This window comes from Spirillospora sp. NPDC127506, assembly GCF_040302145.1.
Classification (GTDB): domain Bacteria; phylum Actinomycetota; class Actinomycetes; order Streptosporangiales; family Streptosporangiaceae; genus Spirillospora.
This window is the reverse complement of the sequence record NZ_JBEORG010000039.1, coordinates 41,058-57,103: the sequence shown is the minus strand read 5'-3', so window position 1 is coordinate 57,103 and position 16,046 is coordinate 41,058. Positions and strand designations below refer to the sequence as shown.

The 16,046-nt window shown below is 73.4% G+C and carries 14 protein-coding genes; 4 read left to right on the top strand and 10 right to left on the bottom strand.

Annotation, left to right across the window (positions count from 1 at the left end):
- Positions 1-83 precede the first annotated feature (83 nt).
- From ABTW95_RS29000 to ABTW95_RS28990, 3 genes are read left to right on the top strand one after another with little or no spacing between them, the layout of a single operon-like run.
- Positions 84-806 carry a DUF5753 domain-containing protein gene (locus ABTW95_RS29000; protein ID WP_500227939.1) on the top strand — a complete coding sequence of 241 codons (723 nt, stop codon included), beginning with the start codon at positions 84-86 and terminating at the stop codon, positions 804-806.
- Positions 807-817: 11 nt separating this feature from the next.
- Positions 818-1,006, top strand: coding sequence for a DUF397 domain-containing protein (locus tag ABTW95_RS28995; RefSeq protein ID WP_089327450.1), 189 nt, complete (start codon positions 818-820; stop codon positions 1,004-1,006).
- 34 nt (positions 1,007-1,040) lie between these two features.
- Complete coding sequence (locus ABTW95_RS28990) at positions 1,041-2,324, top strand: RDD family protein (RefSeq protein WP_500227938.1); 1,284 nt, start codon at positions 1,041-1,043, stop codon at positions 2,322-2,324.
- A gap of 79 nt (positions 2,325-2,403) precedes the next feature.
- On the opposite strand, the gene ABTW95_RS28985 is transcribed toward ABTW95_RS28990, so the two are convergent.
- Positions 2,404-3,978, bottom strand: a complete 1,575-nt coding sequence (locus tag ABTW95_RS28985; RefSeq protein WP_500227937.1) for a (2,3-dihydroxybenzoyl)adenylate synthase — start codon at positions 3,976-3,978, stop codon at positions 2,404-2,406.
- 2 nt (positions 3,979-3,980) lie between these two features.
- Positions 3,981-4,388 (bottom strand): aspartate 1-decarboxylase, encoded by a 408-nt coding sequence (gene panD / locus ABTW95_RS28980; RefSeq protein ID WP_500227936.1) that lies wholly within the window; start codon positions 4,386-4,388, stop codon positions 3,981-3,983.
- A gap of 109 nt (positions 4,389-4,497) precedes the next feature.
- Here panD and entS point away from each other — a divergent pair, with 109 nt between their 5' ends.
- Positions 4,498-5,748 carry an enterobactin transporter EntS gene (gene entS, locus ABTW95_RS28975; protein WP_500227935.1) on the top strand — a complete coding sequence of 417 codons (1,251 nt, stop codon included), beginning with the start codon at positions 4,498-4,500 and terminating at the stop codon, positions 5,746-5,748.
- A gap of 69 nt (positions 5,749-5,817) precedes the next feature.
- Here entS and ABTW95_RS28970 read toward each other — a convergent pair whose 3' ends face one another.
- The 8 genes from ABTW95_RS28970 to ABTW95_RS28935 all read right to left on the bottom strand — a co-directional run bounded on the left by ABTW95_RS28970 (position 5,818) and on the right by ABTW95_RS28935 (position 16,045).
- On the bottom strand, positions 5,818-9,375 hold the full coding sequence (locus tag ABTW95_RS28970; RefSeq protein ID WP_500227934.1) for a non-ribosomal peptide synthetase: 3,558 nt from the start codon (positions 9,373-9,375) through the stop codon (positions 5,818-5,820).
- A gap of 36 nt (positions 9,376-9,411) precedes the next feature.
- Positions 9,412-10,215: an ABC transporter ATP-binding protein gene (locus tag ABTW95_RS28965; protein ID WP_500227933.1), complete on the bottom strand. Its 804-nt coding sequence runs from the start codon at positions 10,213-10,215 to the stop codon at positions 9,412-9,414.
- Positions 10,212-11,237, bottom strand: a complete 1,026-nt coding sequence (locus tag ABTW95_RS28960; protein ID WP_089327443.1) for a FecCD family ABC transporter permease — start codon at positions 11,235-11,237, stop codon at positions 10,212-10,214. The genes ABTW95_RS28965 and ABTW95_RS28960 overlap by 4 nt, the downstream gene beginning before the upstream one ends.
- Positions 11,234-12,283, bottom strand: a complete 1,050-nt coding sequence (locus ABTW95_RS28955; protein ID WP_500227932.1) for a FecCD family ABC transporter permease — start codon at positions 12,281-12,283, stop codon at positions 11,234-11,236. Before ABTW95_RS28955 ends, ABTW95_RS28960 begins: the two co-directional genes overlap by 4 nt.
- A 79-nt stretch (positions 12,284-12,362) precedes the next feature.
- Positions 12,363-12,557 carry a hypothetical protein gene (locus tag ABTW95_RS28950; RefSeq protein ID WP_500227931.1) on the bottom strand — a complete coding sequence of 65 codons (195 nt, stop codon included), beginning with the start codon at positions 12,555-12,557 and terminating at the stop codon, positions 12,363-12,365.
- Entirely contained in the window at positions 12,554-13,573 is a 1,020-nt protein-coding gene (locus tag ABTW95_RS28945; protein ID WP_089327440.1) for a Rieske 2Fe-2S domain-containing protein, read from the bottom strand. Before ABTW95_RS28945 ends, ABTW95_RS28950 begins: the two co-directional genes overlap by 4 nt.
- A gap of 154 nt (positions 13,574-13,727) precedes the next feature.
- On the bottom strand, positions 13,728-14,546 hold the full coding sequence (locus tag ABTW95_RS28940; RefSeq protein ID WP_500227930.1) for an IclR family transcriptional regulator: 819 nt from the start codon (positions 14,544-14,546) through the stop codon (positions 13,728-13,730).
- Positions 14,543-16,045: an acyl-CoA synthetase gene (locus ABTW95_RS28935; RefSeq protein ID WP_500227929.1), complete on the bottom strand. Its 1,503-nt coding sequence runs from the start codon at positions 16,043-16,045 to the stop codon at positions 14,543-14,545. Before ABTW95_RS28935 ends, ABTW95_RS28940 begins: the two co-directional genes overlap by 4 nt.
- Between the last annotated feature and the right edge of the window lies 1 nt (position 16,046).

The following is a 16,046-nucleotide window of genomic DNA, read 5'->3' as shown; positions in this document are numbered from 1 at the left end:
CTGCTGGACCTTAGACAAGCCCATCATCGCAGGCCACGGGGCATCCCTTTTGTCGTTTCCGCAACCTGAACAGCAATCACCCGGTGGATCGAGGCGTAGGTGACGTCGTCAAGATCTTGGATGCGCTCGAGATCTCGGACGACGAGAGCATGACCATCATCCGCCTGGCCTCCGCCGCCTCCGAAAGGGGCTGGTGGGACCGCTACGGCGACGCCATGGGCGCGCGTCAGCGGCTCTACGCCGACATCGAGTCGGGCGCTGCCACCATTCGTGAGTACAACCAAAGCGCCATGCCGGGTGTCCTCCAGACCCCAGACTTCATCGCAGCTTTGATCGGCCTGACGAAAGCTGAAGGTCCGCTCGACTTCAGCCCCAAGAAGATGACGGACGCCCGGCTTCAGCGTGTTCGGTCGATCTTCCGACCCGACGGCCCGGTATACGAAGTGGTCGTGGACGAGGTAGTCATACGGAGGCTCACCGTCCCAGACGACATCATGAGAGCCCAGCTCTGCCACGTCATCAAGATGCTGGAAACCGAGCCGCAGCTGACCCTACGGATCCTGCCGGTCAACGCGCGGCTGGTCGGCACGCTGCTTCCCCGCTCGACCTTCACCCTCTATACCTTTCCCGATCAGGACGACCCGCCCATGGCCGTGGTGGATACCATCACGGCTGACCTCGTCTACACCGAGCCGCGAGAGGTTGAACGGTATACACGCAGGTATGAGTATCTCCGTCGGGCGACTCTGTCCCCTGAAGACAGCAAGATGCTCCTGATCGAGGCGGCGCGAGAGCCGAACGACTAGACAGGAACTCCATGACCAGCAGATTCACCAACTGGCGCAAGTCTCGTTACAGCGAGCCCAACGGCACCTGTGTGGAAGTGGCCGCCGGCCCCGCTGGCACCGTAGGCATCCGCGATTCCAAAGCGCAGGGAGCAGCGCCGATACTGGAACTGACGCGCCAGGAGTGGGTTCGTCTCCTCGAATCCGTCCGATCCATCTGATCGAACGTTACTCATCAAGCCGCTCTGAGCGGCGATGATCACCTTCCACGGTGATGCGCATTCGGTGCTAAAAAGTTCTGGGGCGCGCGGTGCTGTGGTTGCATATGGCCTCATGGCTTCTCCGGTGTATCTCCCGGCTGGGACTCCGCCTCGGCAGGCACAGGACGAGGACGGGCGGGTCGTTCGGGTTCTGGCGAGTACGCGGCAGCGTGTCGCGGCCCGGGTCGTCGACTTCGTCGTGGCCGCCGTGGTGTTGCTGGTGGTCGTGTCGCCCATGTACCTGTCCGTCTTCCTGGCCGAGGACGCCTCTTCTTCCCAGCTCCTCTGGGTGGCCGTTCCGGCGATGCTTCTCGCCATCGCCGCTCCGGCCCTGCTGCGGGTCGGCGGGATCGCACGGTGGGGTTGCACGCTCGGGCAGCGGGTCGCCGGTATCCGCGTCGTGTGCCGGGAGGACGGGAGGCGGGTGCCGGGATGGCGCCGCTCTTTCCAGCGGTACGGCGTCTCTCGGTCGACGTCGTCCGTTCCGTTGTTCACCGATCCGTGGGCGCACCGGAGCGACGAGCGCCTCGGGCAGTGCCTGCACGACCGCCGCGCCAAGACCGTGGTCGTGCGGGCGGAGGCGCCGCCCGCACCCGAGGAGGAGACCGGTGGGCTGGCGGCGCTCGGCTCTTCCGTGCCGGTCGTACCGAGTACCGACCATGTGCGGCGCTGGGAAAGGCGGGAGCGCCGGTGGCGCATCGCGATCGGCTCCATCACCGGCGTTCTCGGGGTGGCCATTCTGACGGCGCCGGTCGCCATTCCGTTGATCGCCACCGGTTCGGTGCCCGGCAGCGGTCCGGCGTTCGAGGTGAACACCTTCTACGACGATGACATCCGGTTCACCAACGCCTACAACGGGCAGTCCGAGACCTACGAGCGGACGGCGGCCGAGGTCTTCGACGACGAGAACGGCTGCCGCGCCGGTGCGACCACCGAGCAGGGGCGCGGTGTCACGCGCCGGCTCGGGTGCGAGGGGCGCATCGAGATCGCGTTCAAGACCCCGGACGGGGTGCTGGTCAGCAGCCACGTCATGAAGTTCGGCGATGCGGCCGCGGCGCGTGAGGCCGCGCGGCAACTGCGGCACACCGATCTGCGCTTCGTGCCGGGTGGCGACACCGAACCGCCGGGCGGCGCTCAGGTCGGGCAGGTGGGGAGCCAGGACCGGTACGTCGTCGCGACCACCGCCGTGTCGCCGCCGCGGCCGGACGCGGCGGCCAGGGCGAAGAGCGCCTTCCGGTTCATCCACGCCCCCACCCTGAGCGTCATCATCTGGCTGTGAGGGCGCCGGCCGCCCGTCGCCGCCTGTCGCCGCCGACCGCCTGTCCCCGCCGACCGGCGGGTGACGGGGACGGGGACGGTCAGGCGGGTGCCACTCGGGCCGCCAGGGTCTTCTTGCTGATCTTGCCTACGGGGGTGCGGGGGAAGGCGTCGGTGGTCTCCAGGCGGTCGGGGAACTTGTAGGCGGCCAGGCCGCGGGTGCGGAGGAACTCCTTGACCTCCAGGAGGGTGGGGGCCTTTCCGCCGTCCCTGATGATAAGAAAGGCGCAGGTCCGCTCACCCATCATCGGGTCGGGGATCCCCACCACGGCGGCGTCGTGGACGGCCGGGTGGGCGAGCAGGTGGTTCTCCAGCTCCTCGGCGGACACCTTGTCGCCTCCCCGGTTGATCTGGTCCTTCTCACGGCCTTCGACGATCAGGTGGCCGGACGGGAGCCGCCGCACGAGGTCGCCGGTCCGGTAGAAGCCGTCCGGGGTGAAGGAGCGGGCGTTGTGCTCGGGGGCGCGGTAGTAGCCGCGCAGGGTGTACGGGCCCCGGGTCAGGAGTTCGCCGACCTCGCCGGGCGCCACCTGCTCGCCGTCCTCGTCGACGATGCGGATCTCGTCGGCGGGCGACAGCGGGCGGCCCTGCGTCTGCTCGATGAGGTCGGCGGGGTCGTCCAGCCGGGTGTAGTTGAGGAGTCCCTCGGCCATGCCGAAGACCTGCTGGACCTGGCAGCCGAGGGTGCCCGGGACTTCGGCGGCGCGCTCGGCGGCGAACTTCGCGCCGCCGACCTGGAGGAGTTCGAGGGAGGAGATGTCCTCCTCCTGCCAGGACACCGCGTCCAGCCAGACCAGGGCGATCGGCGGGACGACCGCGCAGACCGTGGCGCGCTCGCGTTCGATGAGGGGGAACGCCTCGTCGGGCGAGCCGGACGGGGACAGCACGACCGTGCCGCCGGTGGCGAAGACGCCGAGGATGCCGGGGCAGGCCAGGGCGAAATTGTGCGCGGCGGGCAGGACGACCAGGTAGACCGTGGCAGGGGTGAATCCGCAGACCTCGGCGCTGGCCTCCAGGTTGTAGACGTAGTCGCGGTGCGTCCGCGGGATCAGCTTCGGCAGGCCCGTCGTGCCGCCGGAGAGCAGGAAGACGCCGATGTCGGACGGCGACGGGGGCGTGAACTCGACGGGCTCGGCGTCGACGGAGGCGAGCGGGGTGAACTCCTCCGCGTCGCCGTCCACGATCATACGGTCCACGGGGAGGGTGCGGGCCATGGCGCGGTAGTCGAAGTCGCCGTCGCGGTCGGCGCAGATGTAGGCGCTGGCCTCCGACAGCTCGCACAGGTACCGGATCTCGCTCTCGCGGTGGGCTGGCAGGGCGAGGACGGGCACCGCGCCGATGCGGACGAGGGCGAGGAAGGTGATGACGAAGGCGGTCGTGTTCGGCAACTGGACGACGACGCGGTCGCCGCGGCCGATGCCGAGGGCGAGGTAGCCGGCGGCGGCGCGGGCGGCGCGCGCGTCCAGCTCGGCGTAGCTGAGGCGGTCGTCGCCCGCGACGAGGGCCGTGGCGGACGGGTCGCCGCGCAGCACGTCGCCGAGGACGCGGTCCTGCCAGTAGCCCTCGGCCTTGTAGCGGGCTTCGAGGTCGGCGGGCCAGGGCGTGAAGCCGTCCATGCTCACCGCCCGGCCATCTGGGCGGCGGCGCCGGGGACCGGCTCGGCCGGGTCGGAGCCGAGGGCGACGATGCGGTTGACGGCGTCGACGTGCACGACGCGGGGCTCGTGCCGGTCCCGCTCAACCTCGTCCACGGACGCGTACGTGATGATGATGACCATGTCGCCGGGCTGGACCAGGCGTGCGGCGGCGCCGTTGATCCCGATGACGCCGCTGCCCGCCTCACCGGTGATGGCGTAGGTGACGAGACGGGAGCCGTTGGTGATGTCCACGACGTGGACCTGCTCCCCTTCGACGATGTCGGCCGCGGCCATGAGGTCCGCGTCGATCGTCAGGGAGCCCACGTAGTGCAGATCCGCCTGGGTGACGGTCGCGCGGTGGATCTTTCCGTTCATCAGCGTCCGCTGCACCGGTTCGTCCTCTTCTCCACGATCTCTTCCTGATCTCTCCGCGATTTCTCACGATCAACTAAGGCTAGGCTTACCTTAGCTACTCCCCCGGCAGAGGAGAACCCCGAGGATGCTCCGGCGACTGGCCATGGACATCAGTCCGCTGCGCGACAGCAGGCCGTTCCGCAACGTGTTCATTGCCCGCACCGTCTCGGTCTTCGGGATCGGCATGCTGGCCGTCGCGCTGCCCGTGCAGGTGTACGACCTGACCGGCTCCACCGTGCACGTCGGCGGGGTGTCGGCGGCGGAGGGGTTCGCGCTGCTCGCCGGGTTCCTGTGGGGCGGCGTGCTCGCCGACAAGGACGACCGGCGGCGGCTCATGCTGCGCGCCCGCACGGCCGCCGGGATCGGTTTCGTGCTGCTGGCGCTGAACGCGTTCCTGCCGTCTCCGTCGCTCGCCGCCCTGTACGTCCTGGCCGCGTGGGACGGCCTGATGACCGGCGTCAGCATCACCGCGCTGCTCGCCGCGACGCCCGCGCTGGTGGCCGCGGACAAGCTCGTCGCGGCGGGCGCGCTGAACGCCCTCACCGTCCGGCTCGGGTCGATGGCCTCGCCCGCGCTCGGCGGCGTCGTCGTGTCGGCGTTCGGCGTCGGCTGGAACTACGCGGCGGCCGCGGCCGGCACCCTCGGCACGATCGGGCTGCTCACCACCCTCCCGGTGCTCAAGCCCGAGACCGCGGAGGCGCCCGGCAACCCGCTGAAGGCCATCGGGGACGGGTTCCGGTTCGTCGCCTCCCACCGGGTCGTGGGGTCGCTGATGCTCCTCGGCCTGCTGTTCATGGTCGCGGGCGGCATCCCCGTGCTGATGCCCGCGTTCGCGGAGCGGAGCCTGGACGGCGGCGCCACCACCGTCGGGCTGCTGTTCGCCGCGCCCGCGTGCGGGGCGGTGCTCGCGTCGGTGACGAGCGGATGGGCCGGGTCGGCGAGGGCGCCGGGGCTGGCGCTGCTCGTCGCGTCCGTGACCGGGTTCGCGGCGCTGGCGTGCCTCGGTCTCGCCCGCCATCCGGCGCTCGCGGTCGCGATCCTGTTCGCGTACGGGTTCGTCCAGTCGATCGAGGAGATCCTGCGGTACGGACTGATCCAGTCCCACACGCCCGACTCGCACCTGGGACGCGTCAACGCGCTCTGGGCGGCGCAGGAGACGGGCGGCGGCGCGGTCGGGTCGCTGGGGGCCGGGGCCCTCGGCCGGTACCTCGCGCCGGGCCCCGCCATCGTCCTGTACGGGACGGTCAGTGCCGTCCTCGCGCTCGCACTGGCACTGACCCTGACCGGGCTCCGGACGGCGACGATGCGCCCGGAGCCCGAACCCGAAGCCGGCTGACCCGAGGCGAGCCGATCAGCCGAGGCGCGCCGATCACCCGTGGCGGGCCGATCATCCGAGGCGGGCCGATCATCCGAGGCGGGCGGCGAGCTCCTCCTCGGTCATCGCCTCGACCTCCAGCCAGATCGCGGCGACGGCCTCCAGCCGCCCCGGCTCGTCCTCCAGCTCGGTGAAGCGGCGGCAGACCCGCGCGACGGTCCGCTCGGCGAACAGCACCCGGACCGGCAGCGCGGTCGTGTCGAGCGCCTCCCGCAGCCGCGCGATCACCGTGGTCGCGAGGACCGAGTCGCCGCCGAGCGCGAAGAAGTCGGCGTCCGCGCCGACGCGCTCCTCTCCCAGGACCTCGCCGGCGATCCGGGCCAGCACCTTCTCCAGCGCCGTCGCCGGCTCGGCGTAGGGCGCCTCGCCCTTCTCGGCGGAGGCGAGCACGGTCAGGGCCTTGCGGTCGACCTTGCCGTTCGGCGTGAGCGGCAGCTCGTCCACCCGGATGAGCTGCTCCGGCACCATGTGCGGCGGGAGGAGGGCGCGGGCGTGCTCCAGCACCCCATCGATACCGCCGGACGCCACGATGGCGGCGGCCAGGCGCCCGCCGGCCAGCAGCGCGACGGCCCGGCCGACCTCCGGGTGGTCCTGCAGCGCGGCCTCGACCTCGCCGAGCTCGATGCGGAAGCCGCGCACCTTGACCTGGTGGTCGCGGCGGCCGAGGAACTCGATGGTGCCGTCCGGGCGGTAGCGGGCCAGGTCGCCCGTCCGGTACCAGCGGACGCCGCCGTGGACGACGAACCGGTCGGCGGTGCGCTCCGGGTCACCGGCGTAGCCGTCCGCGACCCCGGCGCCGCCGATCCACAGTTCGCCCGCGACCCAGTCGGGGCGGTCGCGGCCGAGGTCGTCCACGACCCGGCAGGCGACGCCGCGCAGCGGCACCCCGTACGGGACGGCATGCCAGTCGGACGGCACCTCCCCCGCGACCTCCTGCACCGTGGAGTGGATCGCCGTCTCCGTCGTCCCGCCGAGGGCCGCGAACCGGCAGCCCGGCGCGCGCTCCGCCAGCAGCGCGGGGAGGTGCGTGCCGACCCAGTCGCCGCCCAGCAGGACGAGCCGCAGGCTCTCCGGGCGGCCCGCGTTCAGCAGCATCTCCAGCACGGACGGGACGCAGTTCAGGACGGTCACCGACCACCGGTCGACCAGCTCGGCCCAGCGTGCGGCGTCGCGCCGCTCGTCCTCGCCCGGCAGCACGACCGCGCCGCCCGCCGACCAGGCCGCGAACAGGTCGAACACCGACAGGTCGAAGTTGAGCGCCGAGATGGCGAAGGTGACGTCGTCCTCCCCGATCGCGAACCGCTCGACCAGGTCGCCGATGGTGTTCATGGCCGCGCCGTGCGGCACCTCGACGCCCTTCGGCTCCCCGGTCGACCCCGACGTGAACAGCACGTACGCGACCTGGTCGGGGCGGACGGCCACCGGCTCGGCCAGCGGCTCGGCCAGCGGCTCGGGCAGCGGTTCGGGCAGCGGTTCGGCCACCGGTTCGGGCAGCGGTTCAGCGCCGATCGGCCCGGCCGCCGGCGCCGAGCCGCCGCCCGCGACGCCGACGCCGACGCCGACGCCGAGCTCACCGGCGGGGACCAGGGACGCGGCGACCCCGGCGCTCGCGCGGATCTTGGCGCGGCGGGCGTCCGGCTGCTCGGGGCCGATCGGGACGTAGGCGGCACCGGCGGCGAGGACGCCGAGCGCGGCGGTCACCTGCGCCGGGCTCTTCGGCAGCTCGATCGCGACGCGGTCGCCGGGACGCACGCCGCCCGCCACGAGCGCGGACGCGATCCGCAGGGCGCGGTCGGCGAGCTCGCCGTAGGTGAGGGTGCCGCCGTCGCCCCAGTGCAGGGCCGGGGCGTCCGGGCGGAGGCGGGCGTGCTCGAAGAACCCGCCGGCCAGCGTCCGCGGCGGCGGTGCGGGGGTCGCGTTCAGCTCGTTCCGGACGCGCAGCTGCGACGCGGGCGCCGCGACGCCGAGCGGCTCCGACCAGTCGGCGCCGTCCGCGCCCAGGCGGGCGATCGCGTCGGTGTAGGCGGCGAACATCGCCTCGGCGACACCGTCCGGGAACGCCGGGACGCGCACGTCCCAGTTCAGCAGCAGGCCGCCGGACACCTCGGTGACCTGCGCGTCCAGCAGCACCTGCGGGCCCTGCGAGATGATCCACTCCGGTTCGCCGAAGTGCTCGCGGACGCGCTCGCCGAACAGCTCGCCCAGGTTCAGCGCGCTCGTGTAGACGACCGGGGCGAGGACCTGCTCGCCGCGCTGCCGCGACAGGTCGCGCAGCACTTCCAGGCCCGAGTAGTCGCTGTGCGCGCCGGCGGTGTGCAGGTTCGCCTGGAGCGCGCGCGCCCGCTCGATGAACGTGAGGTTCTCGGTGAGGTCGGCTTCGAGCATGATGGAGCCGGTGAAGTCGCCGACGACCGCGTCCACGTCGGGGTGGACGGGCTCGCGGTGGAACAGCGGCAGGTTCAGCAGGAAGCGCGGCGTCGCCGACCAGGTGCCGATGACCTCGGCGAACACCGCCGCCAGCGCCATCGCCGGGGTGACGCCCTCGGCGTGCGCGCGTGCGATGAACCGGGCCTTGTCGTCGGGTGCCAGCCAGTGGTGCTTGCGTTCGACCCGGTTCCCCGGCTCGGGGACGACGGGCAGCTCCGGCGGGCCGGGCAGGTCGGCGAGGCGCTCGGCCCACCACCGCCGGTCCTCTTCGCGCGCGGCGGCGCGCGGGTCGTCGGCGAGGTAGCGCGCGTAGCCGTAGCGGATCGGCGCGAGCGCCTCGCCCTCGTACAGCGCGGCGAGGTCGGCGAGCATGACGCGGTAGCTCATCGCGTCCGCGGCGACCATGTCGACGTCCAGGTGGAGGCGGGCGGTGCCGCCGGGCAGGAGGCTGAGGCGGGCGTCGAAGACGCGGCCGTCCCCGATCGGGAGGCGCTGCTCGGACATCTCGGCCCGGATCCGCGCCAGCTCGGCGTCCGGATCGTCCGCCGGGCGCAGGTCGTGGACGGTCACGGCGGGCCCGGGGCGCTCGGGCAGGATCCGCTGCGTGCCGTCGTCGGACACGGCGACGCGCAGCATCGGGTGCCGCGCGGCCAGGGCGCGGACGGCGTCCTTGAAACGGGCGGGGTCGATGGCGCGGCCGTCCAGCTCCACGTACAGGTGGGCGGCGACGGAGCCGAGCGACTGGCCGGAGTCGCGGCCGATCCAGTACGCGTGCTGCATCAGCGCCAGCGGGAAGGGCCCGTCCGGCTCGATCTCCGCCCGCGACAGATCCGCCCGCAACACGTCCGCCCGCAACACGTCCGCCCGCAACACGTCCGCTGGCGACACGTCCGCTGGCGACACACCGGCCTCGCCCTTCGCGGGCGGCCCGGCGGCCGGTTCCACCTGGCCCTTGGCGGCGAGCAGCTCCCACCATCCGGCGAGCGTGGGGCGTTCGGCCAGTTCGGCGAAGCGGATCTCGATGCCGGCGCGGCGCAGCCGCCCGGTCAGCCGCATCAGCCGGATCGAGTCCATCCCGAGCTCGATGAGGTTGTCGCCGGCTCCCGCTTCCTCGCCCAGCACGTCGGTCAGCGCGGTGTGCAGCTCTTCCCAGGTCAGCACGGAACCCCTCTCAAGATTAGGTAAGGCTAACCTAAATCAGGGGGTTTCGGCCGTCAACGCCCGCCGCCGCCCGGCCGGGACGATCAGCGGCGTCTCGGTCTCCGGGTCCGGGATGACGCGGCACGGGAGCCCGAACACCCGCTCCACCAGGTCGGCGGTGACGATCTCGGCGGGCGGTCCCTCGGCGAGCACCTCGCCGTCCCGCATCGCGATGAGGTGGGTGGCGTAGCGGCAGGCGTGGTTGAGGTCGTGCAGCACCGCGACGAGCGTCCGGCCCTCCTCGTGGAGGCGCGCGCACAGGTCCAGGACCTCGATCTGGTGGGCGATGTCCAGGTACGTCGTCGGCTCGTCCAGCAGCAGGATGCCGGTCTGCTGGGCCAGGACGAGCGCGAGCCACACCCGCTGCCGCTGCCCGCCGGACAGCTCGTCCACCACCCGGTCGGCGAGGTCGGCGACGCCGACCGCGTCCATCACCTCGGCGACGACCGCCTCGTCCTCCCGCGACCACTGCCGCAGCAGGCTCTGGTGCGGGTAGCGGCCGCGCGCGACGAGGTCGCCCGCGGTGATGCCCTCCGGGGTGAGCGGCGACTGCGGCAGCAGCCCGAGCCGCCGTGCGAGCCGCTTCGGCGGCAGCGCGGTGATCGGCTCGCCGTCCAGGTAGACCGTGCCCGCGCGGGGACGCAGCAGCCGGGCGAGGGCGCGCAGCAGCGTCGACTTCCCGCATGCGTTCGGCCCGACGATGACGGTGAACGACCCGTCGGGGATCTCCACGCCGAGCCCCTCGGCGACGACGCGCTTCTCGTAGGAAAGGGTGAGGTCGTCCGCGCGCAGCCGGGTCATGTCGTCCCCTTACGTCCGGTGGTGGACAGCAGCCAGGCCAGGTACGCGCCGCCGAGGACGCCGGTGACGACGCCCACCGGCACCTGGACCGGCAGGTGCAGCGAGATGAGGTCGCTGCATGCCAGCAGGGCGGCGCCGGTCAGCGCGGCGGGCAGCAGCTGCGCGCCGGGCCGGCGGGTCAGCCGCCGGGCGAGCTGCGGCGCGACGAGCGCGACGAACGGGACCGGGCCCGCCGCCGCCGTCGCCGCCGCGACGAGGCCCACCCCGGCGACCGTGAGCAGCGCGCGGGTCCGCTGGACGGGCACGCCGAGCGCCTGCGCGGCGTCGTCGCCCAGCTCCCCCATGCCGAGCGGCCGGGCGAGCAGCAGCGCCGCCGGCAGGAGCACCGCGACGGCGAGCGCGAGCGGGACGGCCTGGTCCCAGTCGCGCCCGTTCAGGCTGCCGGTGAGCCAGAACCCGGCCTCGTACGCCTCGTGCAGCTCGGCGCGGGTGATGAGGTAGGAGTTGAACGCCTCCAGCATCGCCGCCGCCGCGACGCCGATCAGCACCAGCCGGACGCCGTGCACGCCGCCGCCCGGCCGGTAGGCGACCAGGTAGACGGCGAGGGCGGTGAGCACCGCGCCCGCGACCGAGGAGACCGTGATCGCGACGGCGCCGCCGCCGAACACCAGGATCTGCAGCAGCGCGCCGGTCGCCGAGCCGGTGGTGAAGCCGATGAGGTCGGGGCTGCCGAGCGGGTTGCGGGAGATGCTCTGGAAGATCGCGCCGCTGAGGCCGAGCGCGAGCCCGGCGAGCAGCCCGGTGGCGGCGCGCGGCAGCCGCAGCGTCCGCACGATGAACTCGGTGGCGCGGTCGCCCTGCCCGGTCACGGCGCGCACCACGTCCGGCGGCGAGATCGGGAAGTCGCCCGACCCGACGACGAGGACGGCGGCGCAGGCCGCGACCGCCGCCAGCGCCCCGCACACCGCCGCCGCCCGCGGCTCCCAGCGCAGCGACACGCCGCCCGCGCGCAGCACTCTCATAGGTCGCGCGTCCTTCCCCGCCGGACCATCACCGCGAACAGCGGCGCCCCGAAGAACGCGGTGACGATGCCGGTCTCCAGTTCGCCGGGCGCGACGACCCGGCCGATGATGTCGGCGCCGAGCAGCAGCACGGGCGCGAGCAGCAGCGAGTACGGCAGGACGAGCCGCTGGTCGGGCCCGACCAGCGTGCGGACGATGAACGGGACGGCGAGCCCGAGGAACCAGATCGGCCCGGCCGCCGCCGTCGCCGACCCGCACAGCAGCACCACGGCGAGCGCGCCGAGCGCCCGCGTCCGGCCCGGCTTCGAGCCGAGGGCGCGGCCCGCGTCGTCGCCCATGCCGAGGGCGTTCAGCGGGCGGGCGAGCAGCAGCGCCAGGATCGCCCCCGCCAGCACGAACGGCAGCACGCGGTGGAACACCGCCAGCTCCCGCCCGCCGAGCGAGCCGACCTGCCAGAACCGGAAGCCGTTGAAGTTGGACGGGGTGAACAGCATGACCCCGGCCGTCATCGCGCTGAACACGGCGTTGAGGGCCGCGCCGGCGAGCACGAGCCGCGCGGGCGACGCGCCGCCGCGGCCCCGCGCGCCGACGAGGTAGACGAGGACCGACGCGCCCGCCGCGCCGACGAACGCCGCCCACACGTAGACGAGCGGGTCGCCGGCGTCGGCGAGGCCGATGACGAGGACGACCGCGAACGCGGCGCCGCCGTTCACGCCGAGCAGCCCCGGCTCGGCGAGCGGGTTGCGGGTGAGGGCCTGCATCACCGCGCCGGCGAGGCCGAGCGCGATGCCGACGGCGATGCCGAGGAGCGTGCGGGGCAGCCGCAGCTCGTGGACGATCAGCTCCGCCCGGGACCCGTCGTCCGGGCTGAGCACGCCCGGGAGCACCCGCCCGAACGGGACGTCCCCGGCGCCGATCGCGAGGCTCGCGAGCACCGTCGCGAGGAGCACGGCCGTGAGGAGGGGCAGCCAGAGCAGGTGGGCGCCGAGCCGCCCGCCCTTCTTCACCGGGGATCGCGGCGGGCCGGTTCGTGCGGGGGACAACACGGTATAAGGCTAGCCTAAGCTAACTATCCCGGTGAAGGCAGCACATCGGGATGGCGGCGGCCCCCGGCGAAGCGGCAGCTCAGGGCGCGGGATGCTCCGGGTGGGCGAGGAGCCACGCCCAGATCTCGACCGGGTCCCCGGCGGTGTGCTGGGCGCCGCAGTGGCAGATGCCGGTCAGGGTGTCCGAACCCGGCGACCACTCCACCCGCAGCCGCTCGCCACCGCGTCCGCCGCCCGGTCCGCCGCCCGGTCCCCCGCCGCGGCCCGTGCTCATCGGGCCGTCTGCCGCGCCAGGATGCGGCGGGCGGCGAGGCCGCCGGTGTCGATGTTGATGGACAGCTCCTGGTAGCCCTCCGGCTCGGACGCGATGACCTTCTCCAGGACGTTCAGCGCCTCCACGTCCTGCAGCACGACCGTGCGGTTGCTCTCGGCCAGGAACCGCGACACCTCCTCGTCCTCCAGGGCGAAGTCGCGGGCGACGAGCCAGAAGTCGTGCGTGCTCGTCTCGGTCTCCGGGGTGATGGCGTAGCCGACCTCGACGTGGAACGCCCGGGAGTCGTCGCCGTCCGGGCCGGGCTCCACGCCGGTCGGCGCGATGCGGCTGTGCAGGAGGTACAGGCACGGCGGGTGGTACTCGATGTCCTGCCAGCGGTCGATGCGCCCCTCGATGCCGGTCGACCGCGAGTAGAACGGCGGGCACTCCACGTCCTTCATGCGGCGGCTGACGTAGACGATGCCCGCCTCCTCGTCCACCTCGGTGTTGATCGGGGTCTGCGCGACCTCGGGCGTGCCGATGTAGCCGGCGTGCAGGTAGGTCTCGTGCGACAGGTCGAGCAGGTTGTCGACGAGCAGTCCGTACCGGGCGGCGAGCGGCTCCATCCCGCGGACGGTCGTGTACTCGGGCGAGTCGAACCACGCGGCGCGCGGGATCGCGGACGCGTCGCCCTCGCCGTCGCCGATCCACACCCAGACGAACGAGTCCTGCTCGACGACCTGGTAGGCGGGGACGCGGGCGGTGCGCGGGACGCGGGTCTGCCCCGGCACCGCGACGCACGCGCCGTCGGGCGCGTAGGTGAAGCCGTGGTAGCCGCAGACGATCCGGTCGCCGTCGCGGTGGCTCTCCGACAGCGGGAAGCGCCGGTGCACGCAGCGGTCGGCGAGCGCGACCGGCTCCCCCGCCCGCGTCCGGTACAGGACGAGGGGCTCGCCGCAGATCGTCCGGGCGAGCAGTCCGTCGCCGACCTCCCGGGCGTAGGCGGCCACGTACCACTGGTTGCGTGCGAAGACCATGGGTCGCTCCTCCGTCGATGGCGGGTGTGACTGGCAGGGGTGGATGGCAGGGGTGGTTGGCAGGGTCGTGACGACCATCGCGGCGGGAGGGTGACCCGGGCCACAGCGATTCCGTCCAACGGAAGAAGTCCGGTGGAGGAAGTGGAGGAACAGGTCAGCGGTTGTGCAGCGCCGTCTCCGGCGGGCGCAGCGCGCGGGGCGCGCCGAGCGCGCGGGAGATGCCGCGGGCGCTGGCGCGCACGACGGGGATCAGCGCCCGCGCGTCCCATCCGTCGGACGGCACGACGATCGCGACCGCCGCGACGACGGTGTCGTCCGGGCCGTACACGGGCGCGCCGACCGACAGCGCGAACGTCTCCACCTGGCCGTCGCTGATGGCGACGCCGGCGCGGCGGACCTCGGCGAGGACGCGGCGCAGCTCCGCGCCGGTGCCGATCGTCCGGTCGGTGAAGCGGCGCAGCGGCGCGGCGATGGCGCGCTCCTGCAGCGCGGGGTCGGCGTGCGCGAGCATCGCCAGGCCGACGCCCGTCGCGTGCGCGGGCCACCGGCCGCCGACGCGGGAGAACACGTGCACGGCGTCGCGGGCGGAGATCCGCTCGATGTAGACGACGTCGAGGCCGTCCAGGACGGCGAGGTGGACGTTCTCGTGCGTCGCCTCGTACAGGTCCTCCAGGAACGGCATCGCGGCGGCGCGCAGCGCGGGGCCGCGGGGCGCGAGGGCCGCGACCTCGAACAGCCGCAGCCCGATCCGGTACAGCCCGGACGCGTCGCGTTCGAGCGCGCCCCAGCACGCCAGCTCGCCGACCAGCCGGTGCGCGGTGGACAGCGGCAGGCCCGCGCGCCGGCTGATCTGGGTGATGGTGAGCGCGTCGCGCTCGGCGGAGAACGCCTCCAGGATGTCCAGGACGCGGCTGGTGACCGTCGGCCGGCCGCCGCCGGCCGGCCGGCGCGCGCCTCCGCCGCCCGCCGTCATGGGTCGCCGTGCTCCTCCCGCAGCCGCGCCTTCAGGATCTTCCCGGCGGCGTTGCGGGGAAGCTCCGCGGCGAGGACCGCCGACTTGGGGATCTTGTAGCGGGCCAGTCTGCCGGACAGCGACGCGATCACCTCCGCCGGGTCCACGTCCGCGCCGGGGCGCGGGACGAGGACGGCGCGGCACGCCTCGCCCCAGGTCGCGTCCGGGACGCCGATGACCGCGCACTCGGCCACCGCGGGGTTGGCGGCGAGGATCGCGTGCTCGACCTCCGCCGGGTACACGTTCTCCCCGCCGGAGATGATCATGTCCTTGATGCGGTCGACGATGTAGGCGTAGCCGTCCTCGTCGAGGCGGGCGGCGTCGCCGCTGCGGAACCAGCCGTCGCGGAGCACGGCGGCGGTGTCGGCGGGCCGCCCCCAGTAGCCGCTCATGACGTGCGGCCCCTGGACGACGACCTCGCCGGTCTCGCCGGGCGCCGCGTCCGCCATGTCCGGGCCGACGACGCGCACGTCGCTGAAGAAGTGCGGCACCCCGGCGGACCCGGCCTTCGACACGGCGTGCTCGGCGTCCAGGAACAGCACGCCGGGCGCGGCCTCGGTCATGCCGTAGCCCTGCAGGAACGTCAGGCCCCGCTTCTGGTAGGTCTCGATGAGGGGCGGCGGGACGGGCGCGCCGCCGCAGGTCAGGATGCGCAGCGACGACAGGTCGGCGGCCTCCCAGCCGGGCTCGCGGGCGACCCGCTCGAACATCGTCGGCACCCCGAACATGAACGTGACCCGGTGCTCCTCGACCAGGCGGAGCGTCTCGGCCGGGTCGAACGCGGCGACGAGCACGCACGTCCCGCCCTTGAGCAGCACCGGCAGCGTGAGCATGTTGAGCCCGGCGGTGTGGAACAGCGGCGCCGACACGAGCGCCACCTCGCCCGCGACGAGGTCGTGGTCGATCAGGACGTTGATCGCGTTCCAGGTGATGTTGCCGTGGGTGAGCGTCGCGCCCTTGGCCCGCCCGGTCGTCCCGGACGTGTACATGATCATGCACGGGTCGTCGAGCGCGACGGGCAGGTCCAGCGGGTCGCCGTCCTCCCCCGCGAGGAGGTCCTCGTACCCGCCGCCGAGCGGGACGCGCTCCCGCACCGGGCCGCCGGAGATGCCGCCGACGAGCTCGGCGTGCGAGGGCGCGTGGACGAGGACGGACGCGCCCGAGTCGTCCAGCTGGTAGGCGATCTCGGGGCCGGCGAGCCGGGTGTTGAGCGGCACGAAGATCCCGCCGAGCATCCCGGTCGCGAACAGCGCCTCCAGGAACGACGGGTGGTTCGGGCCGAGGTAGGCGACCCGGTCGCCGGGCCGGACGCCGAGCCCGCGCAGCCCGCGGGCGAGGCGCGCGACGCGGTCGAGCAGGCCGGCGTAGGTGAGCGAGTCGCCCTCGTGGACGAGGGCGGCCGCTCGCGGGGTCTTGCGGGCGCGGCGCGCGGGCCACGACCCGAGTCCTTCGTTGCGCATG